Here is a 24933-nt window from a genome sequence, read left to right as displayed (position 1 = left end):
AAAATCCAGGGTCCATCCCGCGCCGCACCAAGCGGCGGCGCCCGCCCTCGGGGATCGTGCCCCAACCCCATCGGGTCACGGATAGAGCCGGGCCCCCGCCCAGCCATCGCCGGCACGCGTGAACCGCACCCGGTCGTGCAGGCGGAACGGGCCGTCCTGCCAGAACTCGATCGAGACCGGCGCGACCCGAAAACCGATCCAGTTCTCCGGGCGCGGCACCGGACCGTCCTCGAACCGGGCGGCGAGGGCCGCCACCTCCGCCTCCAGGGTGGCCCGGTCGGCGAGCGGCCGCGATTGCCGGCTGGCATGGGCGCCGATGCGGCTGTCACGGGCCCGGCTGGCGAAATACGCGTCGGCCTCCTCGGGGGTCACATGGGACACGGGGCCGCGGGCGCGGATCTGCCGGCGCAGGCTCTTCCAATGCAGCACCAGGGCGGCCTGGGGGTTCTGCGCCAGTTCCTCGCCCTTGGCCGAGTCGGTGTTGGTGTAGAACACGAACCCGCGCGCATCGACGCCCTTCAGGAGAACCATCCGCACGTCGGGCAGGCCGTCCGAGCCGGCGGTGGCCAGCGCCATGGCGTTGGCGTCGTTGGGCTCCGACGCCTCCGCTTGCGCCATCCAGGCGGCGAACAGGGCCCAGGGATCCGTCGCGCGGGTGAAGTCGTTCGACGGGGCGAGGTCATCGATCCTTAACCGATCCAAGGCGAACATCCTGGCTAACGTGAGATCCGGGTCGGGGGGCACCGACGTGGGGCGCGGTTGGCCATCGGTCCTCTCCCGTCGTGAGATCAAGTGTAATGCGTCGGTGCGACTTTAGGACGAAAGGGGCGGCGGCCAAGGTCCCCGCCGCGGGTTTTTCGCGACGGACCACGGCTTGCGGCGGAACGCGCCGCCCTTCCCGCGCGGCGTCGCATGCCTGGCGCGCCCTCGCCGCCCTGGTGTTCCTGCCCCTGTCGGGCTGCGGCCTGCCGATCATCACCTTCCAGACCGAGACCGTCGCGGAAGCCGCCCTGCCGCCGGAACCGACGAGCACCGGCAGCATCGCGCGTCCGCCCGAAAGCTTCGGCCGCGACCTCGGGGCCGAGGATTGGCGCCGGGCGCACGCGGCCCTGTCGGTGGCCCTCGATCCGCAGGGCAACGGCCGCCCGGTGAAGTGGGACAACCCCGAGACCAGCCTGCGCGGCTCGGTCAATCCGACGGGCCTGCCCTACGTGTCCAACGATCAGGTCTGCCGCGACTTCCTCGCCTCGGTGATCGCGCCCGGACGGAGCCGGTTCCTGCGCGGCACCGGCTGCAAGCCCTCGGGGGGCGAGTGGGCCCTGAAGCGCGTGCGCGGCACCAAGACGGCGATCTGACGCCGGCAACACGGCCTGACACTGGCGGCCTGACGCTGGAAGGAACCGCCCGGGAAACGGCGCCCGCGATGGTGCGCCGGCGAAATCTCCGGGCCTCGCGTTGCGAACCGGCCGCGAACCGTCCACATCAGGCGCGATGAATCCGAGGCAGCGAAACCGCCGGCTCCCCACGGCCAAGCTCCTCACGGCACCGAGACAGTGTTGACCGATGCGCAATCCCTACGACGTCCTGGGTGTGCCCAAGGGTGCCAGCGAAGCCGACATCAAGAAGGCTTACCGCAAGCTCGCCAAGGCCTACCACCCCGACCGCAACGCCGGCGACGCCAAGGCCAAGGACCGCTTCGCCGAGGCGAATTCGGCCTACGAGATCCTGGGCGACGCGGGGAAACGCGGGCAGTTCGACCGGGGCGAGATCGACGGTGACGGCAAGCCTCGCGCGAGCGGGTTCGAGGGGTTCGGGGGCTTCGGCGGCGGCGGTGGACGGGCCGGCGGGTTCGGCTTCGAGAACGCGGCCCGGGGGCGCGGCGCCGGCCCCGGCGGCGGAGGGCCTGGGGGCATGGGCGACGACATCTTCTCGCACCTGTTCGGCGAAGCGTTCCGCGCCGGGGCCGGTGGGGCCGGCGCCGGGCAGCGCGAGCCGGCCAAGGGCGAGGACGTGGCGGCCGAACTCGCCGTGACCCTCGAGCAGGTGGCGAGCGAGGAGAAGCTGCGCCTGTCCCTGCCGGGCGGGCGCGACGTCGACGTGGTGGTGCCGCGCGGCGTGATCGACGGCCAGGTGATCCGCCTGCGCGGCCTCGGATCGCCGGGCGGGCGCGGCGCGCCGGGCGACGCGCTGCTCACCATCCGCATCCTGCCGCATGCCCGCTTCACCCCGGACGGGGCGGATCTGCGCGCCTCCGTCGAGGTGCCCCTGGAGGACGCGGTCCTGGGCGGCCCGATCCGGGTGCCGACCCTGACGGGCGCCGTCGAGATGCGGATCCCCGCCATGACGAGTTCGGGCCGGACCTTCCGGCTCAAGGGCAAGGGTCTGCCGAAGAAGGACGGGACGCGGGGCGACCTCTTCGCCACCACCGCCGTCGCCCTGCCGAGTGCCGAGGACACGGCGCTCACGGATTACGCCAAGGCCCGGCGCGCCGCCCGGGTCGGCTGAGACGCCGCACGTCTCACGCGGAATCCGGCACGGAAAACCCGGACTTCCGTCACCGGCATGCCTCCGCTAAGAGTGCGCGCGGCGCATGCCGTTATAGAGAGTGCGCGCGGCGCGTCCGTCCGTCCGATCCCTCCGGCCGGGCCTCGGCATGCCCGGCGACGCTTCTGGCTCAGGTGACTTCATGGCGGACACGAACCCGGTTCACGATCACGTCGGTGGCCTGCACGTCGGCGGCCTTCTCGCCGGCAAGCGCGGGCTGGTGCTCGGTGTCGCCAACAACCGCTCCATCGCCTGGGGCATCGCGAAATCCGCCGCCGCCCACGGGGCCAAGCTCGCCTTCACCTACCAGGGCGACGCCCTGAAGAAGCGCGTCGAGCCCCTGGCCCGCGAACTCGACGCCCACGTGGTCGGCCATTGCGACGTCACCGATCCGGCCTCCATCGACGCGGTGTTCGCCGCCACGGCCGAGGTGTTTCCCGAAGGCCTCGATTTCGTCGTCCACTGCATCGCCTTCTCGGACAAGGACGAGCTGACGGGCCGCTACCTCGAGACCTCGGAGGCGAACTTCACGAAATCGCTCCTGATCTCCTGCTACTCGTTCACGGCGGTGGCCCAGCGTGCCGAGAAGCTGATGCCGAACGGCGGCTCGCTCCTCACCCTGACCTATTACGGCGCCGAGAAGTGGATGCCGCACTACAACGTCATGGGGGTGGCCAAGGCCGCGCTCGAAGCCTCCGTGCGGTATCTGGCCGCCGACCTCGGCCCCTCGAAGATCCGCGTCAACGCCATCTCGGCCGGCCCGATCAAGACGCTCGCCGCCTCCGGCATCGGCGACTTCCGCTACATCCTCAAGTGGAACGAGTACAACGCCCCCTTGCGCCGCACGGTGACCATCGACGAGGTCGGCGAGACCGCCGCCTACCTCGTCTCGGACATGAGCCGGGGCATGACCGGCGAGATCCTCCACGTCGACGCCGGGTACCACGTGGTCGGCATGAAGAACCCCGAGGCGCCGGACCTCAGCCTCGACAAGGATTGAGGCCGGGCGGTCACGCGGTCCCGTCGCCCTCGCGCGCCATGAAGTCGGCGATGAGGGCGAAGTAGCCGGGCAGGAGGTCGGCGAGCACCGCGCGCCCGGCCGGCGTCAGGGTGATGCGCTTGGCCCTGCCGTCCCCCGGAACCGGAGCGCTGCCGAGCAGGCCCGCCCGCGTCATGGCCTTGACGGTTTCGGTCACGACGGGACGTGAGATGTCGAGCCGGTCGGCGATTTCACGGCCCATGAGTCCCCCTTGCCCGGGCTCCCGATCGATGACGATCAGGATGAGGAAGCGGGTCTGCGACAGCGTGTGGGCGGTGAAGTACGCCTCCAGCGCGCGCATCAACAGGCTTGCGCGCCGCAGGAGCCGAAGCGCCTCGGCGACGGCCCCGGCATCCATGCCCGAGTAGCGGTCAGAGTAGCTCTGAAGCATCGCCCGCGTGGGCAGCTCCTTCAGGAAGAACATGCGCCCTCCCCGATCGCGCGCAACCGCGTGATCGCGACCGGCTCGGACAGCCACGTCCGATACCGCTCGAACACGGCGCGCGTATAGGGTTGGGCATGGTGAGCGGCGAGGGCCGCCTCGTCGTCCCAGACCTCGTAGAGGTAGAGCGGCCCGTCGCCGTCCCGGTCGTCATGCAGCGTGAAGCGGCGGCAGCCCGGTTCGGACCGTGTGACCGTCAGGATCGCCAGGACTGCGGCACGGGCGGCGGCGCGATGTTCGGGCTTGGGCGTGATCCGGGCAAAGAGCACCAATGGGTCCGGCATGACGAGCCTCCTTTTAGTTAGGATGCTAATCGCTAGGCCGACCTGCCCTTTCCGGCAAGGCCGGGCGTCCCGGGCGCGCGTGCGGCTCACCCCTCACCGCTCAGGCGTGGGGTCCAATCCTCCACGGCGCTCCGCTCCAGGCGCCGGGCGGCGAGGCTCCGCCAGGAGGTCGACAGGGTCTCGAGGGCGGCGATCTCCGCGAGCGCCGCCCGGTCAGCACCGCCTCGATCGCGATCCTCATGGACTCCGGGGTCCTGGGTTTCTCGCGGGATCATGCGAAAAGATCACCTCGACACCGGCGTCGCAGCCGAGTTCCAGAAGGACGGGACGCCCCCGACAGGACACGCGGTGCGCCCCTCAATCCGGCACGGTCATCCCGGCCACGCCCGGTCGCGCGTCCGGGACGCGTGGGTCCATCGCCTCCAGGGTGTCGGCGATGGTGCGGGCGACGAGGAGGTTGCGGAACCACTTGCGGTTGGCCGGGACCACGTGCCACGGCGCGTCCGGCGTCGAGCACTGCGTCAGCGCATCCGCGAAGGCGGCCTGGTAGGCGTCCCAGGACCGGCGCTCCACGAGGTCGGCGGCGTCGAACTTCCAGTGCTTCTCCGGGGTGGCGATGCGGGCCTCCAGGCGCTCCTTTTGCTCGGCCTTCGAGATGTGGAGGAAGAACTTCAGGATCGTGGTGCCCTCGGCGGTGAGCATCCGCTCGAAATCGTTGATCTGGCCGTAGCGCGCCCGCCAGACCGGCTCGGGGACGAGGCCCTTCACCCGCACCACCAGCACGTCCTCGTAATGGCTGCGGTTGAACACGCCGATCATGCCGCGGCCCGGCGTCTTGGCATGGTAGCGCCACAGGAAGTCGTGGGCGGCCTCCTCGGCGCTCGGCACCTTGAACGGCCACACCCGGCAGCCCTGCGGGTTCACGCCCTCGAACACCGCCCGGATGGTGCCGTCCTTGCCACCGGTGTCGATGGCCTGGAACACCACCAGCAGGCTGCGCCTGTGCTCGGCGTAGAGCCGTTCCTGCAGGGACACGATGCGGGCGCGCTCCACGGCCAGGGCCTGCTTGGCCGCCGCCTTGTCGAGGCCGCCATCGGCGTTCGCGTCGACGGCGGAGAGATCGAAGGCGGATCCTTCCAAGGCTCGCCCCGGCGCCACGGTGACGATTCCGGGGGTGGCGTCAGCACGGGAGGCCTTGTGCGGCTTGCGGGAACCGCCCTCCTCCGCCACCGTTCCCCCGGGCTTTCCCCGGGCTCCCGACTTCGCACCGGACTTGCCGGATTCCGGCTTGATGGGCTTGTGCGGCATATGGAAATTCGTCCGCTGACGATCGAGGCGCGCAGGATCTTGAAACCTACCAAGACCTCGAAACCAGCCGAGCCCCTGGAACCGACAACGATCCGCAAGCGCGGCCGTTCCGATGCGCGTCGCGCGGCAGCCGACAAGCGCCGCCCGGCAGATGGGAAGCGGCGCGCGGTGGGGCGTGCCTCATGACCCCGACCCTCTACGTCGTCCGCCACGGTCAGACCGACTGGAACGCGGAAGGCCGTCTCCAGGGCCAGCGCGACATCGCCCTCAACGCCGAGGGCCTCCGCCAGGCCGACGAAGCGGCCGGGCGCCTGGCGCAGGCGGCGGGCGCGGATCTCCCCCGTCTCGACTTCGTCGCGAGCCCCCTGGCCCGCACCCGCAGCACCATGGAGGCCGTGCGCGCCCGCCTCGACCTCGCGCCCGAGGCCTACCGCACCGACGCACGCCTGAAGGAGATCAGCTTCGGCACGTGGGAAGGCTCGACCTGGGCCGAGATCCGGCGTCGGGACATGGCCCGGGCCCTGGCGCGCGACCGCAACCGCTGGGGTTACCGGCCGCCGGGCGAGGGCGGGGAGAGCTACGCCATGCTGGTCGAACGGGTCGCCCCCGCCCTCGCCGCCCTCGAGGGGCCGGCCTGCATCGTCGCCCATGGCGGCGTCGCCCGCGCGATCCTGGTGATCCGGGGCTGCCTCGGCATCCGCGAGGCGCCGCGCATGGGCATCCGCCAGGGCGGCGTCCTGGTCATCGAGGGCGCGACTTGGCGTTGGGCGTGATGGCGCTGGGCGTGATGGCGTTGGGCGTGATCCGTATTCCGGCCCGGTCCTGCGGGCGGATCGGGTCTCTCACGTCCGGTCAAACGTGCTAAGGCACCGCCGAACTTCGGGCGTTGCCGCGATTCCGGCGTGATCCGAGCGCCTTACCCGGCCAGAACGAAGCGCATCCGAGGCTCGCCGCAGGCAGCGGGCCCGAGGATCCGGCAGCGGAGCAGTGGATGACCAGTCTCGCCGAGACAGCCCGGCCCCTGGCGGATGGGCCCACGCGCCAGTCGGTCCTGTCCGGGCAGGAGACCCCGCGCGGCCAGGCGAGCCTAACCGGAAAGGCGGTCCTGCGCGGCGAGGCACGCCCCGACCTCATCCGCGACGAGGTCCTGGGCGAGATTTTTTCCGCCAGCGCCGCCGCCCGCCCCGATCATCCGGCCCTCGTCGACGGGGCGCTCAGCGACGCCGACGGCGCCCACCCGGCCCTCACCTACGCCGAGGTCGAAGCGCGGGCCGGCGCCATCGCCCGGGGGCTGGCGCATCGCGGCATCGGCCCCGGCGATGTCGTCGGCCTGTGGATGGCGCGGGGTCCCGACCTCCTCGTGGCCCAGATCGGCATCACCCTGTCGGGCGCCGCCTGGCTGCCCTTCGACGCCGAGGCCCCGGCCGACCGCGTCGCCGTGTGCCTCGCGGACGCCGCCGCCAAGGCGCTCCTCGTCTCTCCGGCCCTGGCGTCCCAGGCCCCCGACGCCGCACCCGCCCTCACCGTGGACGCCCTGCTGGCGGGAACGCCGGCGGATGCGCCCCGCCCCGACCCGCGTGCGCTGGGGCTGACGCCCCAGCACCCGGCCTACCTGATCTACACCTCGGGCTCGACGGGCGTGCCGAAGGGCATCGCGATCAGCCACGCCAACATCTGCCATTTCCTGCGGTCCGGAAACGCCCTCTACGGCATGCGGCCCGACGACGTGGTGTTCCAGGGCGCAAGCGTCGCCTTCGATCTCTCCATGGAGGAGATCTGGGTCCCCTACCTCGTCGGCGCGACCCTGTTCGTGGCCTCGCCGGCCATGATGGGCGACGTCGAGGCCCTGCCGGGCATCCTCGCCCGCGCCCGCGTCACGGTGCTCGACACGGTGCCGACCCTGCTCGCCATGATCGCGGAGGACCTGCCCACGGTGCGGCTGGTGCTCCTCGGCGGCGAGGCCCTGCCCGAACCCCTGGTGGCCCGCTGGGCGACGGACGGCCGCGCCCTGTTCAACACCTACGGGCCGACGGAGGCGACGGTGGTAGCCACCGCGGCGCAGATGCGGGCGGGCACGCCCGTCACCATCGGCGGCCCGATCCCGAACTATTCGGTGTACGTCGCCGGCGAGACCCTCGAACTTCTCGAACCCGGCCAACCCGGCGAGCTCCTCATCGGAGGCCCCGGCGTCGCGGGGGGCTATCTCAAGCGCCCCGAGCTGACGGCGGAGAAGTTCATCGCCAACCCCTACCCCTCCGACGGGACCGACCCGGTCCTCTATCGCTCGGGCGATGCGGTCTCCGTTGACGCGGCCGGCAACATCCTGTTCCACGGCCGCATCGACGATCAGGTGAAGATCCGCGGCTTCCGGGTCGAGCTCGGCGAGATCGAATCGCGCATCCAGGTGCTGCCCGGCATCAACCAGGCGGCGGTGGTCCTGCGCCAGGACGACGGCGTCGACCGCCTCGTCGCCTTCCTGGTGCCCGAGCGCGGCATCGAGATCGACAAGGCCGCCCTGCGGCAGACCCTCGCCGGACAGATGCCGCCCTACATGGTGCCGGGGCATTTCGAGGTGGCCGAGGTGCTACCGCGCCTGACCTCCGGCAAGGTCGACCGCAAGGCCCTGCGGGCGGCGACGCTGACCGTCGCCGACGTCTCGGGCGAGCAGGAGCCCCCGCGCAACGAGACCGAGGCGGCGCTCCTGGCGGCCGCCAACCAGGTGTTCGGCAACCAGGCGATCCCGTTCGAGGGCGACTTCTTCACCGATCTCGGCGGCCATTCGCTGCTGGCCGCCCGCTTCGTCGGCGCCGTGCGCGAGGCGCCGGCGCTCGCCGCCATCACCCTGCAGGACGTCTACGGCCGGCGCACCCTGCGGAGCATGGCCGACGCCCTCATCGAACGCACCGGCGGGGCCGGGACGCAGATGGCGGTGCGGGACCTCAGCTTCGCCCCGCCCTCGTTCCGGCGGCGCTTCCTCTGCGGCCTCGCCCAGGCCGCCGCCCTGCCCTTCGTCATCGCGCTGGCCACCTCGCAATGGCTCGGCATCTTCGTGACCTACCTGCTGCTCACGGGCGGCGGGCTCGGCTTCTTCGGCGAACTCGTCGTGCTGCTGCTGGTCTATATCGGCATCAACGCCGTCACCGCCGCCATCGCGGTGGCGGCGAAATGGCTGATTCTCGGGCGGACCAAGCCCGGGCGCTACCCGCTCTGGGGCGTGTACTATTACCGCTGGTGGCTGGCGCAGCGCCTGACGCCCCTGGTGCACATCAAGTGGCTCCAGGGCTCGCCGGCCATCGTGTTCTACCTACGCCTGCTCGGCGCGAAGGTCGGCGACGACACCCTCATCTCCGACGCGGAGATCGGTGCCCCCGACCTCGTCTCCATCGGCCCCGGCGCCTCCCTCGGCGGGCGCCTCGTCATCGCCAACGCCGAGGTGGTGGGCGACACCCTCATCATCGGCCGGGTCACCATCGGGGCCGATGTCGCCATCGGCGCCTCCTGCGTCATCGGCCCCGACACGACCATCGGGGACCATGCCGAGATCGGCGACCTCACCACGATTCCCACCGGCACCGTGGTGGGCCGGGCCGAGATCTGGGACGGCTCGCCGGGCCGCCGCGTCGGCACCGCCGATCCTACGCTGCTGCCGGAGCCCGCCACGGCCTCGCCGCAGCGGCGCCTCGCCTTCGGGGTGCTCTACACCTTCCTGCTGGCGGCGATCCCCGCCATCGGCCTGTTGCCGATCTTCCCGGCCTTCTACATCTTCGACCAGCTCAGCGACTCGCTGTCCGACCTGACGGACATCGACTACCACTGGTACCTGCCGCTGCTGACCTGGCCCACCGCCATGCTGATGACGGCCGGCACGGTGTTCCTCATCGCCGGCATCCGCTGGGCGATCCTGCCCCGCGTCTCGTCCGGCACCCACTCGATCCACAGCGGGTTCTACCTGCGCAAGTGGACGGTGGCGCTCGCCGCCGAGGTCACCCTCGAGACCCTCTCGTCGCTGTTCGCCACGGTCTACATGCGGGCGTGGTACCGGCTCATGGGCGCACGCATGGGCCAGGGCGCCGAGATCTCGACCAACCTCGGCGGCCGCTACGATCTGGCCGATATCGGCGCGCGCAACTTCGTCGCCGACGAGGTGGTGTTCGGCGAGGAAGAGATCCGGCGCGGCTGGATGCACCTGCACCAGGTCCATACCGGCGCCCGCGTCTTCGTCGGCAACGACGCCGTGGTGCCGCCGGGCGCCGTGATCCCCGACGACGTGCTCATCGGCATCAAGTCGAAGCCGCCGGCCAACGATCTCATGGCGCCGGGCGACACCTGGTTCGGCTCGCCGCCGATCAAGCTGCCGGCGCGCCAGCGCGTCGATCTCGGCTCCGACCTCCAGACCTACGAGCCCGGCCTCGGTCCCAAGCTCCGGCGCGGCATCTTCGAGGCGTTCTCGACCTCGTTCTCGCCGATGCTGTTCATCACCCTCGCGATCACCGCCATCGACTGGTACTTCTACCCCGCCATCCTGGCCCAGGACTGGACCGGGCTCGCCGTCTCCTTCGTGGCGGTCAGCGTCGCCATCGCGTTCATCCAGTCCTTCACCGTCATCGCGGTGAAGTGGCTGCTCATGGGGGTCTACAAGCCCGGCATGCAGCCGATGTGGTCGTGGTGGGCCATGCGGACGGAGGCCGTCGCGGTGCTGTACTGGGGGCTCGCCGGCAAGGTCCTGCTCGAGCACCTCGTCGGCACACCGTTCCTGCCCTGGATGCTGCGGCTGCTCGGCGTGAAGGTGGGCAAGGGCGTGTGCATGCTCACCACCGACATCACCGAGTTCGACTGCGTCACCATCGGCGACTACGCCACCATCAACCGCACCTCGGCCCTGCAGACCCACCTCTACGAGGACCGCATCATGAAGGTCGGCCGGGTGGTCGTCGGCGAGGGCGTGTCGGTGGGCGCGTTCTCGACGGTGCTGTACGACACCAAGGTCGGCGCCTATGCCCGCCTGCGCCCCCTCACCATCGTGATGAAGGGCGAGTCGATCCCGCCCCATTCCGAATGGGAAGGCGCCCCGGCGGTGCCGGTGGTGCATGCCGCGGCGAAACAGAACGCAGCCTGAGGGTCGGGCCTCAGGTTCTTGAGCGAAACGCCCGCGTGCATCCCCTCTCCCCGCAAGCGGGGCGAGGGCATGCACGCCCACCGTAAGAAACCTCAGACATCCCGGTCACTTGGGCCGCGTGAGGGATAGCGGACTCACCCCCGCGCCGCCAGCGTCTCCTCGAACACCACGGCCTCGCCCCGCGACGGAGCGGTGAGTTCGCCCTGCCACATCACGGGTGCGCCCCGCACGACGGTGCCCACGGGCCAGCCCGTCACCGTGACGCCGTCATAGGGCGTCCAGCCGCATTTCGAGGCGATCCAGGCGTTGCGAATGGTCTCGCGGCGCTTCAGATCGACCACGGTGACGTCGGCGTCGTAGCCCACCGAAAGCCGCCCCTTGCGAGCGATCCCGAACAGGCGCTTGGGGCCGGCACTGGTGAGATCGACGAAGCGCGCCAGCGACAGGCGCCCGGCGGCCACGTGGTCGAGCATGATCGGCACCAGGGTCTGGACCCCGGTCATGCCGGAGGGCGAGGCCGGATAGGGTTTCGCCTTCTCCGACAGGAGATGCGGCGCGTGGTCGGAGCCGAGCACGTCGGCCACCCCCTGGGACAGCCCGTGCCAGATGCCGTCGCGGTGCGACGCGTCGCGCACGGGCGGGTTCATCTGCACCAGGGTGCCGAGCCGCGCATAGGCCTCCCCCCCGTCGAGGGTGAGGTGATGCGGCGTCACCTCGCAGGTGGCGACGTCCTTGGCTTGCCCCAAGAACACCATCTCTTCCCGGGTCGAGATATGCAGGATGTGGATGCGCGCCCCCGTGGCGCGGGCGATGCGCACGAGGCGCTCCGTCGCCTTGAGCGCCGCTTCGGGCGAGCGCCAGACCGGGTGCGAGGACGGGTCGCCCGGCACCTGCCGATCCACCTGCGCCCGCAGCATCGGCTCGTCCTCGGCGTGGAAGGCGGCGCGGCGACGGGTGCGTTTCAGGATCTCGGTGACGCCGGCATCGTCCTCCACCAGCAGGGAGCCCGTGGAGGAACCGACGAACACTTTGATGCCCGCCGCCCCCGGCAGGCACTCCAGCTCGGCGACCTGGTGGGCGTTCTCGTGGGTGCCGCCGACCCAGAACGCGAAGTCGCAATGCATCCGGTGATGCGCCCGCGCGACCTTGTCGGCCAGCGCTTCGGCGCTGGTGGTGAGCGGATTGGTGTTGGGCATCTCGAACACCGCCGTGACGCCGCCCATCACCGCCGCGCGCGAGCCCGATTCCAGATCCTCCTTGTGGTCGAGGCCCGGCTCGCGAAAATGCACCTGGCTGTCGATGACGCCCGGCAGGAGGTGCAGGCCGGTGCAGTCGCGCCGCTCCGTGGCGTCGGCCCGCGACAGGTCGCCCAGCGCCGCGATGCGCCCCGCCCGGATACCGAGATCGGCCCGGTGTTCGCCGTCCTGATTCACGATCGTGCCGCCGGAGAGCACGAGGTCGAAGGGCTGGTCCATCAGGGGGCTCCACATTGAGACGCGGGTGCCGGCGGCTTATGTCAGGCGCCAGTGGCGTGCAACGCCACGGGAATTTCCGGAGCCCTCATGCCCATCGCCCTCCTGCCCGACCGCGCCGTCGTCACCTGCACGGGCGAGGACGCTGCGGGCCTGCTCCAGGGCGTCGTCACCTGCAACGTCGAGACCCTGGAGCCCGGCGAGGCGCGCCTCGGCGCCCTGCTCACCCCCCAGGGCAAGGTGCTGTTCGATTTCCTCATCTCCCGGATCGACGTCCCGGGGGCGGATGGCGGGTTCCGCCTCGACACCGACGCCGCCCGCGCGCCCGACCTCCTCAAGCGCCTCACCCTCTACCGCCTGCGCGCCAAGGCGGCCCTGGCCCTCGACCCGACGCTCGGCGTCGCCGCCGCCTGGGGCGGTTCGGACACCGCCATCGACACCGATCCGGTGCGGGACGGCCGCCTCGAAGGCCTCGGCAACCGCCTCTACGCGGCGCAGGGCGCCTTCTCGGCCGACGCCACGGAGGCCGATTACCACGCCCACCGCATCGCCCTCGGCATCCCGGAGGGCGGGCGCGACTTCGCCTTCGCGGACGCGTTCCCGCACGAGGCGCTCATGGACCAGCTCGGCGGCGTCGATTTCAAGAAGGGCTGCTACGTCGGCCAGGAGGTGGTGTCGCGCATGCAGCACCGGGGCACCGCCCGCACCCGCCTCGTGCCGGTGGTCGCCCTCGAAGGCACCCTGGAGAGCGGGGCCGAGGTGACCTCCGGCGCCCGCAGCCTCGGCACCGTCGGCAGCGTCGCGGGCGGGCGCGGCCTCGCGATGCTGCGCCTCGACCGGCTCGCCGACGCGCACGCGACGGGCGAGCCCCTGCGGGCGGGCGCCGCGCGCCTCGGCGCCGAGAAGCCGTCGTTCGCCACCTTCGCGTTCCCGGAGACGGTGCAGGCCGGCTGAACCGGGAAAGACCGGCAGAACCAAGGAAGACCGGTTGACCGGAAGCGGTTTGTTCCTGCCCCGTTCTCCGGTTATGAGTGGCCATGCTGTCCGACGAATCCGGCCTCATCCACCATCCCGACGGATGTCCCCGCTGCTGGTGGGCCGGCGACGATCCCGTCTACGTCGCCTACCACGACACCGAATGGGGCGTGCCCGAACACGACGGCCGGGCGCTCTACGAGAAACTCATCCTCGACGGGTTCCAGGCCGGCCTGTCCTGGATCACGGTTCTGCGCCGACGCGAGGGTTTTCGACGCGCGTTCGCGGGCTTCGATCCGGTCGCCATCGCGCGCTTCACCGAGGACGACGTCGCGCGGCTGATGCAGGACACCGGCATCATCCGCAACCGGGCCAAGATCGTCGGCACCATCGCGGGGGCGAAGGCCTTCCTCGCCCTCGAGGAGAGCGGCCCCGGCTTCGCGGCGTTCCTGTGGGACTTCGTCGACGGCACGCCGATCCAGGGCACGGCCACGGCGCGGGCCGGCATCGCCACGGAGACGGAGGTGTCGCGGCGGATGGCCAAAGCCCTGAAGGCACGGGGCTTCGCGTTCTGCGGCCCGACCATCGTCCACGCCTTCATGCAGGCGGTGGGGATGGTGAACGACCACCTCGTCGGCTGCCACCGCCACGCCCCCTGCGCCACCCTCGGTCGGCCCGGGAACCAGACGTCGAAGGGCACCGCGTGAGCCCGCCGCGCGCCTGGCAGCGCATGCTCTCGGGCCGGCGCCTCGACCTCCTCGACCCGTCGCCCGACGACATCGAGATCGCCGACATCGCCCACGGCCTCGCCCGCGTCGCCCGCTGGAACGGCCAGACGGCCGGGCCGCACGTGTTCTCCGTGGCCCAGCATTCCCTGCTGGTGGAGGCCATCGGCGCCGGCCTCGTGCCCGGCCTCGCCCCGGCCCGGCGCCTCGAACTCCTCCTGCACGACGCGCCCGAATACGTGATCGGCGACATCATCTCGCCGTTCAAGGCGGCCATCGGCGATTCCTACAAGGCGGTGGAACGGCGTCTCCTCGCCGCCATCCGTGCCCGCTTCGGCCTGCCGGAGCCGTCCCCCGAGGAGGCTCGGCTGGTGAAGCGCGCCGACGGAATTGCCGCCTATTGGGAGGCGGTCCGGCTCGCTGGCTTCGACCGTGCGGAAGCCGCCGCCGTCTTCGGCGAGCCGGGCCCCCTCACCGCCGAGGCCGAGGCCCTGATCGAGCCGTGGCCGACCGCCCTGGCCCAGAGTCGCTTCCTCGCCCGTTTCCTCGATCGCTTCCAAGCCCCGACGCCGGACACCTGATGCCGACCCTCCACGTCTGCCCCCTGTCGCGCCTGCCCGAAACCCTGGCGGAGACGGGCGCGCGCCGCCTCATGACCCTCATGAAGGCCGGCACCGCCATTGCCCGGCCCGAATCCATCGCCGAGGGCGGGCATTGCGTCGTCGAGGCCAGCGACATCGCCGCGGCGATGGACGGCCATGTCCTGGCCGACGATGGCCATATCGGCCGCATCCTCGACTTCGTCGCCGCCTGGGACCGGGCCGCCCCCCTGGTGATCCACTGCTACGCCGGGATCAGCCGCTCCACCGCCGCCGCCTACATCGCCGCCTGCGCCCTGGCGCCGGAACGCGACGAGGGGGAGGTCGCCGACGCCCTGCGGGCGGCCGCTCCGAGCGCGACGCCCAACCCGCATTTCGTGGCCATCGCCGACCGGATGCTCGGCCGCGAAGGGCGCATGAGCGCCGCCATCGCCCGGATCGGACGCGGTGCCGACGCGTTCGAAGGCACCCCCTTCACCCTCACGCTGACGTGAGAGCGGCGCATCCCGACAGATGGGCGCACCGGATTTGATGTTCTTGTACAGTCTCTTGAAGCCTTTTTTGCAACCTATTTCTCAGCCCGGAGAGTGTGGCCGAAACGACGCCCCGGCGGGCGAATCGGCCTGCGCGCGCGTTGTCCTCAGGCCCGTGGGGTTGTCGAGCGGACGGGGCCGGGCTTAGACCGGCACGATGAAGGGTAGACTGGAATGACTTCAGCGCGCTCCGCCGCACCGGCGTCGATCGATGCTGGCGCCGATGCCGACGCCGGGCAGGATCTGTCCGCGATACGGGATCTGCCGTTCGAACAGGCCCTCGAACAGCTCGAAGGCATCGTCCGCAGCCTGGAGAAGGGCGACGTGCCCCTCGACGAATCCGTGGCGATCTACGAGCGCGGCGAGGCGCTCAAGCGCCATTGCGACGCGCTGCTGCAGCGGGCCGAGGCGCGCATCCAGAAGATCACCCTCGGTGCCGACGGCAAGGCCGCCGGCACGGCGCCCCTCGACGTGGACTAGCCATGCGCTCGGGGCGCGGACCGGGATGTCTGCCGGCGACGAACGAAGCCCGCGGCTTCATCGGGCCGGGTCGAAATCATCAAGCGCCGCAAGCCTTTGCGCGCATATCTTTCCTCCGGGCGTGAGGTCTGTTCGGTGTCACAGCAAAACTCGATTCTAGACGGTCTCGACGAGACGTCCGCGCTGCGTCGGCTTCCCGAGAGCGATCTGCCTGCGGTGGCCGAGGCGGTGCGGGCCGAGATGATCGAGGCGGTGTCGATCACCGGCGGGCATCTCGGCTCGGGGCTCGGCGTGGTCGAGCTGACGGTGGCGCTCCACCACGTGTTCGACACCCCCGACGACCGCATCGTCTGGGACGTCGGCCACCAGGCCTATCCGCACAAGATCGCGGCGCGGCGCATTCCTCGACCTCGATCTCCGCGGCCCTCGGCATGGCGGTGGCGCGCGACCTCGACGAGGCGGAGGCCAAGGCCAAGGGCGCCCCGGCGGGCAAGCGCCGCAACATGATCGCGGTGATCGGCGACGGCTCGATGTCGGCCGGCATGGCCTACGAGGCCATGAACAACGCCGGCGCGCTGCACTCGCGCCTCATCGTCATCCTCAACGACAACGACATGTCGATCGCCCCCCCGGTGGGGGCGATGTCGGCCTACTTTGCCAGGCTCGCCTCGGGCGGCACCTACCGGTCGCTGCGCGAGACCGCCAAGCAGCTCGGCAAGCTGCTGCCCAAAGCCATTTACCAGCGCGCGGCGGCGGCGGAGGAGTATGCCCGCTCCCTGGTGGTCGGCGGCGGCACCATGTTCGAGGAGATGGGCTTCCACTACGTCGGGCCCATCGACGGACACAACCTCGACCACCTGCTTCCCATCCTCAAGAACGTCCGCGACACCGAGCAGGGSCCGATCCTGCTCCACGTGGTCACCCGSAAGGGCAAGGGCTACGCCCCGGCGGAGGCCAGCGACGACCGCTACCACGGGGTCGTCAAGTTCGACGTGCTGTCGGGGGTGCAGGCCAAGGCCAAGCCCAACGCGCCGGCCTACACCCGCGTGTTCGGCGAGAGCCTGATCAAGKSCGCCGACGCCGACCCCAAGGTGGTGGCCATCACCGCGGCGATGCCGGGCGGCACCGGCATCGACCTGTTCGGCAAGGCGCATCCGGACAGGACCTTCGATCGCCGACGCCGACCCCAAGGTGGTGGCCATCACCGCGGCGATGCCGGGCGGCACCGGCATCGACCTGTTCGGCAAGGCGCATCCGGACAGGACCTTCGACGTCGGCATCGCCGAGCAGCACGCGGTGACCTTCGCGGGCGGCCTGGCGACGGAGGGCTACAAGCCGTTCGTGGCGATCTACTCGACCTTCCTGCAGCGGGCCTACGATCAGGTGGTGCACGACATCGCCCTGCAGAACCTGCCCGTGCGGTTCTGCCTGGACCGGGCCGGCCTGGTGGGGGCCGACGGCGCGACCCATGCGGGCGCGTTCGATCTGGCCTATCTCTGCTGCCTGCCGAACATGACCGTGATGGCGGCCTCCGACGAGGCCGAGCTCGTGCACATGGTGGCGACCTGCCACGCCCATGACAGCGGCCCGATCGCCCTGCTGCCTGCCGAACATGACCGTGATGGCGGCCTCCGACGAGGCCGAGCTCGTGCACATGGTGGCGACCTGCCACGCCCATGACAGCGGCCCGATCGCCYTGCGCTACCCGCGCGGCGAGGGCGTCGGCGTCGACCTGCCGGAGCGCGGCGAAGCGCTGGCCATCGGCAAGGGCCGGATSGTGCGCCGGCCCGAGGGCGCGCGGGTGGCGCTGCTGAGCCTCGGCACGCGTCTCTCCGAGGCCCTCAAGGCCGCCGATCTCCTCGAGGCCGAGGGTGTGGCGGTGACGGTGGCGGATGCCCGCTTCGCCAAGCCCCTCGACGAAGCCATGATCCTCGATCTCGCCGCGAGCCACGAGGTGCTGATCACCCTGGAGGAGGGCAGTGACGGTGGCGGATGCCCGCTTCGCCAAGCCCCTCGACGAAGCCATGATCCTCGATCTCGCCGCGAGCCACGAGGTGCTGATCACCCTGGAGGAGGGCTCGGTGGGCGGCTTCGGCGCCATGGTGCTGCATCTGCTGGCCGAGAAGGGCGCGCTGGATGCCGGCCGSGTCCGGGTGCGGACCCTGACGCTGCCCGACACCTACCAGGACCACAACTCCCCCGACGCCATGTACCGCGAGGCCGGCCTCGACGCCGAATCCATCGCCCGCACCGCCTCGGACCCTGACGCTGCCCGACACCTACCAGGACCACAACTCCCCCGACGCCATGTACCGCGAGGCCGGCCTCGACGCCGAATCCATCGCCCGCACCGCCAGCGATACCCTCCCCGAGCGAAAGGCCCGGAGCGCGGCCAAGCTCGTCAGCGTCGGCCAGACCCAGCGCTGACCCGCACCGCCCCCGATCCGTCGGGGGCGCGTCAGGCCCCGTAATACGACCGGTACCAATCCACGAAGGCCGGGATCCCCACCGACAGGGGCGTCTCCGGCACAGTGCCGACGAGGGCCCGCAGGAGGTCCGTGCTCGCGTGGGTCCGGGCCACGTCCCCGGGCGGCAGGGGCTTCAGGATCCGCTCGGCCCGCTGCCCCAGGGCCGCCTCCAGGGCGTCGATCATCGCGTCGAGGCGCACGGGCCGGCCGCCGCCGATGTTGACCAGGCGGTAGGGCGCCACCGGGCTCAGGGTGTCGAACGCCCCCACGGGGACCGTCCCGGGCGGCGTGTCCATCAGGCTGGCGATGGCCGCCACGAGGTCGTCGACGTAGGTGAAGTCGCGCTCGGCCGCGCCGTCGGCGAAGACCTCGATGGGCTCCCCGCCGAGGATCTTCCGGGTGAACAGGAACAGGGCCATGTCGGGCCGCCCCCACGGGCCGTAGACCGTGAAGAACCGGAACGCCGTGGTTGGGATGGAAAACAGGTGGCTGTAGGAATGCAGCATCGCCTCGCCGGCGAGCTTGCTGGCGGCGTAGAGAGTCAGGGGCGACACCGCCCGGTCGGTCTCGCGGAACGGTGTCGTGGCGGCGCCGCCATAGGCCGAACTCGTCGAGGCGAACAGGAGGTGGCGCACGGGATGGGCCCGCACCGCCTCGATGAGGTTGGCGGTGCCGACGAGGTTGGCCTGCACGTAGGCGCCCGGATTCTCCAGGCTGTGGCGCACGCCGGCCTGGGCCGCGAGATGCACCACCACGTCGGGCCGTACCCGCGCCAGGGTGTCGAGGAGCAGGCCCGGGGTTTCCAGGCGTCCCTCCACGGCCGCGAAGGCCGGATGCTCGGCGAGCGCCGCGTGCCGGGCGCGCTTGAGCCCGACGTCGTAATAGTCGCTGAACCCGTCGAACCCCGTGACGGCGTGACCCGCCGCGAGGAGGCGGCGGCCGAGGTGATAGCCGACGAAGCCGGCGCTGCCGGTCACGAGGACGCGCATCCGATCTTTCATGCTGGTGCGGGAACGGAACGGGACGGCATGCCCGACCCTGTGCCCGATCCCGTGCGCCACCGCACCTCAAAAAACCGCCCCGTGCCGTCCATTTCGCCAGTGCGATGCACCCGGCCCGGGGCAGGCATACGCAGTGGGACTTGTTTGCGAGCGCGAGAACGCCATATATAACAGCAGCATGACGTGATCGCGTCCCGCTCGCCCCAATCCTCCTGGTTCCGCTTGGCTGAAAGGCCGCTCCGTCAGCGCGGTTCTGACGGCGAAACGAGCCGTTCGGGACACGGCGAGCGCCTTCGATCATCCCGTCGGGCCGAGGCCCGCGACACCCTATTTCCGTGAGTCGAATTCAACCATGAACCAGCTTGTCCGCATGTCCCAGGTCGGCGAGGCCGATGCGATCGCCGAGCCGTCCGCTTCCCTGCGGGTTCCCTTCGCGCAATCGGGTGCGTTCGTGTGCAAGTTCATCATCGGTGAGCCCAACGACCGCGCCGTGTGCTGTGGCGCCTCGGTGCCGGACGGCAAGAGCTGGTGCGCCTATCACCGCCGCATCGTGTTCGAGCCGGCCCGCCCGGGCCGCCTGCGCTGAGGCGCCGCACGAGCACCGATACGTCCTTCACCCCCGCCGGGTCTCCCGGCGGGGTTTTTCGTTTGTGGCGTTGCCGCCGCGAAAACTCAATCGTCGGCGTCATCCGGATCGTAGGGCCGGTAGCCGTACAGGATGCGGCCATCGGGCGCCGCGACGGTGCTGCGGCGCACGACGAGGTAGCCCGCCGCCTCCGCCTGGCGGATGCGCCGGGCGCGCGGATCCTCGGGGAATCCGCCCGGCGGCGGGGGCGGCGCGATGAAGCCGTAGCGCATCGGACGGGCGGACGAGCGCTGAGCGTGGACCATGCGGGGCGACGCGCTGCGCAGGTCGGGCCGGGTCGGCGTCAGGGTCCGGACCGTGACGCCGCGACGGGACTCCGCCGCCACGCGGACCTTCGGCGTCCGCTGCACGGTGCGGGGCTCGACACGCGACCGCGGGGCCTCGGCGACGGTGGCCTTCGTCCTGGCCTTGCCAGCGCTCGGCTTGGCACGACGAGTGTCGGCAAGGGTCCTCTCGGCAAGAGTTCGCTCGGACTGCGGCACTTTCCCTGCCGCCCGGGCCGGCTCGGCTGCGGACTGGGCCTCCGATGCCGCGGCGCCCCGCGCCGGGGGATCGGTCCAGGTCCGCTCGGCGTTCGCGGTCTGCGCCGCAGCGGGGCCGGCGCAGACCAGGGCCAGCAGGGCGACGAGGCGGAGAGGGGTGGACATGCGGCGCTCCCGATCGAGTCCCAGCCTTCGCGGAGGGGTGCGCGAATCGCAGACGATCCCGCCCCGGATCGGACGAAACCTTAAGGAAGTGTCAACGCGGCGTCCACCGGAGGGTGCGGCCGTACCGGGGGCGGACTGCTTGCGCGAAGGCGGCCGGAGCGGCATGCCTCGCCCTGGAAACACCCCGTCCGAAGACGCCCCCCGCATCGGACGAATCGGTACGGTCCCGGATCGACCCGGGACCTTGCCTCGTTGAGGCTCAGAAGCGCCCCCGGCGTGGAGAGGAAAGCCATTCCATGAGACGCGTCCTGACGATCACCCCCCTTCTGGCCCTGCCCTTCTTGGCTCTGACAGCCGCCGCCCAGGCGCAGGAGCCGCCGGCTCAGGCGACGCCCCCGGCGCCGGCCGCCCCGGCCGCCCCCCAGACCTTCGAGGCCGACATCCAGAACGGCAAGGGCGAGGCCATCGGCCGGATCGCCATCCGCGACGGGGCCAGCGCCCTGGTGATGCGGGTGACCATCAACGCCGGCGGCCTGCCGCCCGGCTGGCACGGCATCCACTTCCACGCCGTGGGCGACTGCTCGGACACGGAGAAGTTCGAGAAGTCGAAGGCCCACGTGAACCACGACCAGAGCAAGCACGGCCTGCTCAACCCCGACGGCCCGGACGAGGGCGACCTGCCCAACGTCTACGCCAACGCCGACGGCTCGGTGAACGCCGAGGTGTCGAGCGAGACCCCGCTCACGGGCGAAGGCGGCTTGAAGGACGGCGACGGCTCGGCGCTCATCATCCACGCCAACCCGGACGACCACACGACCCAGCCCATCGGCGGGGCCGGCCCGCGCATCGCCTGCGCGGTGATCAAGTAGCCTGACGGCGTCGCGGCCGGATCACTCGGCCGCGAACAGGCCCGGCATCTCGGGCACAGTCGACGGCGACGGGGCCTCGCCCGTTGGCACCTTGGCGTCGCCGGTCGGGGCTTTCCCGTCCCCGAACGGCGCCTTGGGGTCGCCGGGCGCCGTCTCGCAGTTGAGGGACGGCAGGGCGACGACGCGGTTGCCGCGATAATCCATCCGGCAGACGATGGTGCCCCGCGTCTCCACATAGGCGAGCAGGCGCTTGGCCCGGCCGGGCGAGCGGCTGCCGATGGCCCGGGCCAGGGCCTCGTCGCCGGGGCAGGGTTCGCCCGCCAGGGCGGCGCGGGCCAACATCAGGAACAAGCCCTGGACCTCGTCGGGGAGCGCGGCGGCGGCGGCCTGCGCCTCGTCCCACCGCGCATCCGCCTGCGACGGCTCGGCCTCGTCGAGGCCGGCACGGGCGACGCCGAGGCGACGGCGGAACGCGGCGAGGCTCAGGGATTCGCCGTCGAGGCCGCGCATGCGGCAGCGGACGAGGAAGTCCTGATACACCACCGCCACGGGCTGGCCGCCGGCATCGGGATCGGCGGCGATGCCGCGCAAGACCGCGTCGCAGCCGGCGCGGATCTCCGCCTCGCTCAAGGGTTCGGGTGTCTCCACGGGCTCGGGCCGGTAGGCGCTGAGTTCGCGCATGAGATCGGCCGGCGTGGCCCGCGGCGCCGGCGGCGTGCGGGGGGCCGGCGCCCAGGCCGGGCCGCTGTCCTCGGCCGAGCGGGTGAGGATGAGGGCGCGCAGGTCCGCGTCCGCCGGGGCCGGCAGGGGCACGAGCTTCGGGGACCCCGACCGCGCCGAGGTGGTGACGGGACCGATGCGCAGGGCCAGGGGCCGGCGGCTGAGGGCCGGGCCGAGGGCCACGAACTCGCCGCGCGCCAGATCGCGGAACCGCTCGGCGCCGCGCCGGTCGAGGCCCAGCAGATCGGCGGCCCGCGCCATGTCGATGTCGAGGAAGGTGCGGCCCATGAGGAAGTTCGTGGCTTCCGCCGCGACGTTCTTGGCGAGCTTGGCCAGGCGCTGCGTCGCGATGATGCCGGCCAAGCCCCGTTTGCGGCCCCGGCACATGAGATTGGTCATGGCGCCGAGGGAGGCCTTTCGCGCCTCGTCCGAGACGTCGCCAGCGGCGGCCGGCGCGAAGATCTGCGCCTCGTCGACGACGACGAGGACGGGATGCCAATGGGTGCGCTCGGCCTCGAACAGGCCGCCGAGGAAGGCGGCCGCCGCGCGCATCTGCGCCTCCATGTCGAGGCTCTCCAGGGTGAGCACCACGGAGACCCGGTGGGCGCGCACCCGGGCGGCGATGGCCTGGAGGTCGGCCTCGCCGTGGGCGCCGTCCACCACCACGTGGCCGTAGGCCTCCGCCAGGGTGACGAAATCGCCTTCCGGGTCGACGATCACCTGCTGCACCGATCCGGCGCTCTGCTCGAGGAGGCGCCGCAGCAGGTGCGACTTGCCCGAGCCCGAGTTGCCCTGGACGAGGAGACGGGTCGCCAGCAACTCCTCGAGGTCGAGGCGGGCGGGCTCCGCGCCCGGCCCCATGCTCAGTCCCATCTCGATGCCGACGCTCATGCCCGCTCCGGTTGCCGTACGACGGGACCCGCCCCGACGCGTCCCGGCTCTCGCACGAAAAGCTTAACACGCGCCGGGCGGGGTCGGATCGGCCCGGGCGCCGGACGTCCACAGACTTGTTCCATTCTGTTCGTCATTTGTCCCATACCTGGGAGGATCGACCGGCAAAATCTAGATTATCATCCTAAGACTATAAGCCCAGGACAAATATCCTTGAACGATATCGCAGCCAAACCGTGAAACAAAACAAGCACGAAGCAGGATCTCGGGGCGGCGCGCGGCACGCCGGGCTTATGCGACGGGCGATCCGGCATTTCCCTGCAGGGCCGGCGGCGCCCCGCCCTTGCCGCGCCGGGCCCGCGATCTAGGTGGTGTGGCATGAACCCAGTCCTCGTCGTCGCCCTCGTCTGCGCCTCCACCGTCCAGGCCCCGGATTGCTCCCGGGAAACGGCGCTCGATATCATCACCGGCCCGGCCCACACGCTTCAGGAATGCCTGATGCAGGGCCCGGTGCTCGCGGCCAATGCCGGCCACGGCAACGACAAGGACACCTACGTGAAGACGCGCTGCGAACCCCGGCGCTGAGACTGTAGACCGGAGACGGAACAGCCGATGGACGATGTCAGCCCCGAGCGCGCGGTGATGATCCGCCTGCGCGCCCGCCTCGCCGTGGTGGAGCGCGCGGCCTGGTTCGGCCTCGTCCAGGCCATGCGGACGCAGCCCACCGAGACGGAGGCCTATCTCACGGCCGAGCGGGCCAAGTGCGCGGACGGGTTCGGCACGCGCGGCTGGGCCGCCGACCTCACCGACGCCGAGCGCGCCCTCCTCGGCGCCGAGGTCGATGCGGGGCTCGCCAGCCTCATCACCGATGCCAGGGCGGAGGCGGAGGGCTGAGCCGGAGCGCTCTCCGGGGCTCCGCCCAGGACCCGCGAACCAAGACCCGCGAACCAAGACGCGCGAAGGGCCGGGCCCTTCGAACCCTGATCTGGCCGGGCGGCCGGGCCTCAGCCCATGCGCCCGAAGCACTCGGCCCAGGCCGACGGCATCCGCTCGAACCCCGGCAGGGATGTGGCCCGGTGCACGCCGATGGCGATGGCGCGCGCCAGGGTCCGGGCGGCGGCGTCCCCGAGGCGCGCAAGGTCGCCGACGGGGTCGGCCAGCGGCACCCGCCCCGTCGCCACGGCGAAGACCACGTCGCCGTCGAGCGGCGTGTGGACGGGGTGGATCGCCCGGGCGAGGCCGTCCTGGGCCATCACGGCGAGGCGCCTCGCCTGGGCCTTGGTGAGGATCGCGTCGGTGGCGACGACCGCGAGGGTCGTGCTGGCGCCGGCCGGGCCTGCGTCTTTGCGCGGCCAGTCGAACGCCTCGGGCGGCAGGGTCCGGGGAAAACCCAGTCCCCCGAACTCGCCGCCGACCTCGTAGGGGGCGGCCCAGAATTGCGCGCCGTCGCCCACGGTGACCCGGCCGAAGGCGTTGACGGCGGCGAGCGCGCCGACCCGGGCGGCAAGGCCCGGAACCTCGGCGAAGGCCGAGCCGATCCCGCCCTTGAGGTTGGCGGTGGCGGCCCCGGTGCCGGCGCCGACGGAGCCCAGCGCGAAGTCGACGGCCGCCGACTGCGCCGCCGCGTAGCCGAGATCCCGGTAGGGCGGGAACCGGCCCCAATCCTTGTCGCCGCCGTTGAGGAGATCGAACAGCACGGCGGCGGGCACGATGGGCACCCGGGCCGTCCCCACGGCGAAGCCGCGCCCGGCCTCGGCGAGCGCCGCCATGACGCCCGCCGCCGCGTCGAGGCCGAAGGCCGAGCCGCCCGACAGCACGAGGGCGTCGATGCGCTCCACCGTGCGCTCGGGGTCGAGGAGGTCGGTCTCGCGGGTCCCGGGGCCGCCGCCGCGCACGTCGACGCCGGCCACCACGGGCGCGTCGAAGATCAGCGCCGTGACGCCGCTGCCGAGGGAACGATCCTCGGCGTGGCCGACACGCAGGCCGGCAATGCTGGTGATGCGGTTGTGGATCATGCGGGCGCCCGGCTGCGGATCGGCCCGAACCTCGCACGCGGCGGGCGGCCAAGGCGAGGGCTCGGCTCGGTGGGGTCCGGTCTCGCGCGGGTCTCGCGTGGGAGACGGGTAGGCATCCCCCCGTCCAGAAGTTAGAGCGGTTGCAGGGGGCGGGAATCG

The 24933-nt window shown here is 71.6% G+C and carries 24 protein-coding genes and 1 pseudogene; 15 read left to right on the top strand and 10 right to left on the bottom strand.

From position 1 onward, the window contains the following. Positions 1-75: 75 nt before the first annotated feature. Positions 76-711 (bottom strand): pyridoxamine 5'-phosphate oxidase, encoded by a 636-nt coding sequence (gene pdxH / locus ASF22_RS10790; protein ID WP_082478893.1) that lies wholly within the window; start codon positions 709-711, stop codon positions 76-78. Positions 712-935: 224 nt separating this feature from the next. On the opposite strand from pdxH, the gene ASF22_RS10785 reads away from it, so the two are divergent. From ASF22_RS10785 to fabI, 3 genes are all read left to right on the top strand, one after another. Then, on the top strand, positions 936-1355 hold the full coding sequence (locus ASF22_RS10785; RefSeq protein ID WP_244473001.1) for an RT0821/Lpp0805 family surface protein: 420 nt from the start codon (positions 936-938) through the stop codon (positions 1353-1355). Positions 1356-1563: 208 nt separating this feature from the next. Continuing rightward, a complete protein-coding gene (locus tag ASF22_RS10780) occupies positions 1564-2505 on the top strand; it encodes a DnaJ C-terminal domain-containing protein (RefSeq protein ID WP_056263956.1) in 942 nt (313 codons plus the stop codon). 181 nt (positions 2506-2686) lie between these two features. Further along, on the top strand, positions 2687-3544 hold the full coding sequence (fabI, locus tag ASF22_RS10775; RefSeq protein WP_056174885.1) for an enoyl-ACP reductase FabI: 858 nt from the start codon (positions 2687-2689) through the stop codon (positions 3542-3544). Between the two features lie 10 nt (positions 3545-3554). On the opposite strand, the gene ASF22_RS10770 is transcribed toward fabI, so the two are convergent. From ASF22_RS10770 to ASF22_RS10755, 4 genes are all read right to left on the bottom strand, one after another. After that, a complete protein-coding gene (locus ASF22_RS10770) occupies positions 3555-4007 on the bottom strand; it encodes a MarR family transcriptional regulator (protein WP_056263955.1) in 453 nt (150 codons plus the stop codon). Further along, on the bottom strand, positions 3995-4309 hold the full coding sequence (locus ASF22_RS10765; protein WP_056174880.1) for a putative quinol monooxygenase: 315 nt from the start codon (positions 4307-4309) through the stop codon (positions 3995-3997). The genes ASF22_RS10770 and ASF22_RS10765 overlap by 13 nt, the downstream gene beginning before the upstream one ends. Positions 4310-4395: 86 nt before the next feature. After that, a complete protein-coding gene (locus ASF22_RS10760) occupies positions 4396-4584 on the bottom strand; it encodes a 3-alpha domain-containing protein (protein ID WP_056174877.1) in 189 nt (62 codons plus the stop codon). An 82-nt stretch (positions 4585-4666) separates the two neighbouring features. Next, positions 4667-5617, bottom strand: a complete 951-nt coding sequence (locus ASF22_RS10755) for a polyphosphate kinase 2 family protein (protein ID WP_156467488.1) — start codon at positions 5615-5617, stop codon at positions 4667-4669. A gap of 182 nt (positions 5618-5799) precedes the next feature. Here ASF22_RS10755 and ASF22_RS10750 point away from each other — a divergent pair, with 182 nt between their 5' ends. Together ASF22_RS10750 and ASF22_RS10745 are read left to right on the top strand one after the other, a co-directional pair. Then, the gene (locus ASF22_RS10750; protein ID WP_056174875.1) at positions 5800-6390 is read left to right on the top strand and encodes a histidine phosphatase family protein; all 591 of its coding nucleotides are present in this window, start codon (positions 5800-5802) and stop codon (positions 6388-6390) included. A gap of 218 nt (positions 6391-6608) precedes the next feature. After that, complete coding sequence (locus ASF22_RS10745) at positions 6609-10733, top strand: Pls/PosA family non-ribosomal peptide synthetase (protein WP_082483630.1); 4125 nt, start codon at positions 6609-6611, stop codon at positions 10731-10733. A gap of 134 nt (positions 10734-10867) precedes the next feature. Here the strand turns inward: ASF22_RS10745 and ASF22_RS10740 are convergent, their stop codons facing one another. Continuing rightward, positions 10868-12208, bottom strand: coding sequence for a dihydroorotase (locus ASF22_RS10740; RefSeq protein ID WP_056174873.1), 1341 nt, complete (start codon positions 12206-12208; stop codon positions 10868-10870). Between the two features lie 87 nt (positions 12209-12295). Between ASF22_RS10740 and ASF22_RS10735 the strand changes: the two genes are divergently transcribed. From ASF22_RS10735 to ASF22_RS10710, 6 genes and pseudogenes are all read left to right on the top strand, one after another. Next, a complete protein-coding gene (locus tag ASF22_RS10735) occupies positions 12296-13159 on the top strand; it encodes a folate-binding protein YgfZ (protein WP_056174872.1) in 864 nt (287 codons plus the stop codon). 83 nt (positions 13160-13242) lie between these two features. Further along, on the top strand, positions 13243-13887 hold the full coding sequence (locus tag ASF22_RS10730; RefSeq protein ID WP_056263992.1) for a DNA-3-methyladenine glycosylase I: 645 nt from the start codon (positions 13243-13245) through the stop codon (positions 13885-13887). A 23-nt stretch (positions 13888-13910) separates the two neighbouring features. Next, positions 13911-14486, top strand: a complete 576-nt coding sequence (locus ASF22_RS10725; RefSeq protein WP_056263989.1) for an HD family hydrolase — start codon at positions 13911-13913, stop codon at positions 14484-14486. Next, a complete protein-coding gene (locus ASF22_RS10720; RefSeq protein ID WP_056263953.1) occupies positions 14486-14998 on the top strand; it encodes a hypothetical protein in 513 nt (170 codons plus the stop codon). The genes ASF22_RS10725 and ASF22_RS10720 overlap by 1 nt, the downstream gene beginning before the upstream one ends. A 213-nt stretch (positions 14999-15211) precedes the next feature. Then, positions 15212-15517: an exodeoxyribonuclease VII small subunit gene (locus ASF22_RS10715; RefSeq protein WP_056174868.1), complete on the top strand. Its 306-nt coding sequence runs from the start codon at positions 15212-15214 to the stop codon at positions 15515-15517. A gap of 216 nt (positions 15518-15733) precedes the next feature. Next, positions 15734-17784 (top strand): annotated as a pseudogene (locus tag ASF22_RS10710) (1-deoxy-D-xylulose-5-phosphate synthase); the annotation flags it as partial. 191 nt (positions 17785-17975) lie between these two features. Here ASF22_RS10710 and ASF22_RS10705 read toward each other — a convergent pair. Then, positions 17976-18974 carry an NAD-dependent epimerase/dehydratase family protein gene (locus ASF22_RS10705; protein WP_056263947.1) on the bottom strand — a complete coding sequence of 333 codons (999 nt, stop codon included), beginning with the start codon at positions 18972-18974 and terminating at the stop codon, positions 17976-17978. Between the two features lie 238 nt (positions 18975-19212). Between ASF22_RS10705 and ASF22_RS10700 the strand changes: the two genes are divergently transcribed. After that, positions 19213-19572 (top strand): GcrA family cell cycle regulator, encoded by a 360-nt coding sequence (locus ASF22_RS10700; protein WP_348271138.1) that lies wholly within the window; start codon positions 19213-19215, stop codon positions 19570-19572. Positions 19573-19658: 86 nt separating this feature from the next. Here ASF22_RS10700 and ASF22_RS10695 read toward each other — a convergent pair whose 3' ends face one another. After that, positions 19659-20279, bottom strand: coding sequence for a hypothetical protein (locus tag ASF22_RS10695; RefSeq protein ID WP_056263946.1), 621 nt, complete (start codon positions 20277-20279; stop codon positions 19659-19661). 296 nt (positions 20280-20575) lie between these two features. Between ASF22_RS10695 and ASF22_RS10690 the strand changes: the two genes are divergently transcribed. Continuing rightward, positions 20576-21148, top strand: a complete 573-nt coding sequence (locus tag ASF22_RS10690) for a superoxide dismutase family protein (protein WP_056263945.1) — start codon at positions 20576-20578, stop codon at positions 21146-21148. A 21-nt stretch (positions 21149-21169) separates the two neighbouring features. On the opposite strand, the gene ASF22_RS10685 is transcribed toward ASF22_RS10690, so the two are convergent. Then, complete coding sequence (locus tag ASF22_RS10685; RefSeq protein ID WP_056168076.1) at positions 21170-22759, bottom strand: ATP-binding protein; 1590 nt, start codon at positions 22757-22759, stop codon at positions 21170-21172. Between the two features lie 378 nt (positions 22760-23137). Here ASF22_RS10685 and ASF22_RS10680 point away from each other — a divergent pair, with 378 nt between their 5' ends. Next, the gene (locus tag ASF22_RS10680; RefSeq protein WP_056168073.1) at positions 23138-23344 is read left to right on the top strand and encodes a hypothetical protein; all 207 of its coding nucleotides are present in this window, start codon (positions 23138-23140) and stop codon (positions 23342-23344) included. A gap of 27 nt (positions 23345-23371) precedes the next feature. Next, a complete protein-coding gene (locus ASF22_RS10675) occupies positions 23372-23653 on the top strand; it encodes a hypothetical protein (protein ID WP_056168070.1) in 282 nt (93 codons plus the stop codon). A 110-nt stretch (positions 23654-23763) separates the two neighbouring features. Here the strand turns inward: ASF22_RS10675 and ASF22_RS10670 are convergent, their stop codons facing one another. Next, positions 23764-24774: a P1 family peptidase gene (locus tag ASF22_RS10670; RefSeq protein ID WP_056263942.1), complete on the bottom strand. Its 1011-nt coding sequence runs from the start codon at positions 24772-24774 to the stop codon at positions 23764-23766. Positions 24775-24933 lie beyond the last annotated feature (159 nt).

The sequence above is a fragment of the Methylobacterium sp. Leaf87 genome, assembly GCF_001422775.1.
In the GTDB taxonomy this organism is placed as follows: Bacteria; Pseudomonadota; Alphaproteobacteria; order Rhizobiales; family Beijerinckiaceae; genus Methylobacterium.
This window is presented reverse-complemented; position numbering and strand designations above follow the sequence as displayed.

Excerpts from the sequence above, each read along its gene's own strand:
- pdxH (WP_082478893.1), bottom strand. The coding sequence starts at position 711 with ATGTTCGCCTTGGATCGGTTAAGGATCGATGACCTCGCCCCGTCGAAC.
- ASF22_RS10780 (WP_056263956.1), top strand. The coding sequence starts at position 1,564 with ATGCGCAATCCCTACGACGTCCTGGGTGTGCCCAAGGGTGCCAGCGAA.
- fabI (WP_056174885.1), top strand. The coding sequence starts at position 2,687 with ATGGCGGACACGAACCCGGTTCACGATCACGTCGGTGGCCTGCACGTC.
- ASF22_RS10770 (WP_056263955.1), bottom strand. The coding sequence starts at position 4,007 with ATGTTCTTCCTGAAGGAGCTGCCCACGCGGGCGATGCTTCAGAGCTAC.
- ASF22_RS10765 (WP_056174880.1), bottom strand. The coding sequence starts at position 4,309 with ATGCCGGACCCATTGGTGCTCTTTGCCCGGATCACGCCCAAGCCCGAA.
- ASF22_RS10760 (WP_056174877.1), bottom strand. The coding sequence starts at position 4,584 with ATGATCCCGCGAGAAACCCAGGACCCCGGAGTCCATGAGGATCGCGAT.
- ASF22_RS10755 (WP_156467488.1), bottom strand. The coding sequence starts at position 5,617 with ATGCCGCACAAGCCCATCAAGCCGGAATCCGGCAAGTCCGGTGCGAAG.
- ASF22_RS10750 (WP_056174875.1), top strand. The coding sequence starts at position 5,800 with ATGACCCCGACCCTCTACGTCGTCCGCCACGGTCAGACCGACTGGAAC.
- ASF22_RS10745 (WP_082483630.1), top strand. The coding sequence starts at position 6,609 with ATGACCAGTCTCGCCGAGACAGCCCGGCCCCTGGCGGATGGGCCCACG.
- ASF22_RS10740 (WP_056174873.1), bottom strand. The coding sequence starts at position 12,208 with ATGGACCAGCCCTTCGACCTCGTGCTCTCCGGCGGCACGATCGTGAAT.
- ASF22_RS10735 (WP_056174872.1), top strand. The coding sequence starts at position 12,296 with ATGCCCATCGCCCTCCTGCCCGACCGCGCCGTCGTCACCTGCACGGGC.
- ASF22_RS10730 (WP_056263992.1), top strand. The coding sequence starts at position 13,243 with ATGCTGTCCGACGAATCCGGCCTCATCCACCATCCCGACGGATGTCCC.
- ASF22_RS10725 (WP_056263989.1), top strand. The coding sequence starts at position 13,911 with ATGCTCTCGGGCCGGCGCCTCGACCTCCTCGACCCGTCGCCCGACGAC.
- ASF22_RS10720 (WP_056263953.1), top strand. The coding sequence starts at position 14,486 with ATGCCGACCCTCCACGTCTGCCCCCTGTCGCGCCTGCCCGAAACCCTG.
- ASF22_RS10715 (WP_056174868.1), top strand. The coding sequence starts at position 15,212 with ATGACTTCAGCGCGCTCCGCCGCACCGGCGTCGATCGATGCTGGCGCC.
- ASF22_RS10705 (WP_056263947.1), bottom strand. The coding sequence starts at position 18,974 with ATGCGCGTCCTCGTGACCGGCAGCGCCGGCTTCGTCGGCTATCACCTC.
- ASF22_RS10695 (WP_056263946.1), bottom strand. The coding sequence starts at position 20,279 with ATGTCCACCCCTCTCCGCCTCGTCGCCCTGCTGGCCCTGGTCTGCGCC.
- ASF22_RS10690 (WP_056263945.1), top strand. The coding sequence starts at position 20,576 with ATGAGACGCGTCCTGACGATCACCCCCCTTCTGGCCCTGCCCTTCTTG.
- ASF22_RS10685 (WP_056168076.1), bottom strand. The coding sequence starts at position 22,759 with ATGAGCGTCGGCATCGAGATGGGACTGAGCATGGGGCCGGGCGCGGAG.
- ASF22_RS10680 (WP_056168073.1), top strand. The coding sequence starts at position 23,138 with ATGAACCCAGTCCTCGTCGTCGCCCTCGTCTGCGCCTCCACCGTCCAG.
- ASF22_RS10675 (WP_056168070.1), top strand. The coding sequence starts at position 23,372 with ATGGACGATGTCAGCCCCGAGCGCGCGGTGATGATCCGCCTGCGCGCC.
- ASF22_RS10670 (WP_056263942.1), bottom strand. The coding sequence starts at position 24,774 with ATGATCCACAACCGCATCACCAGCATTGCCGGCCTGCGTGTCGGCCAC.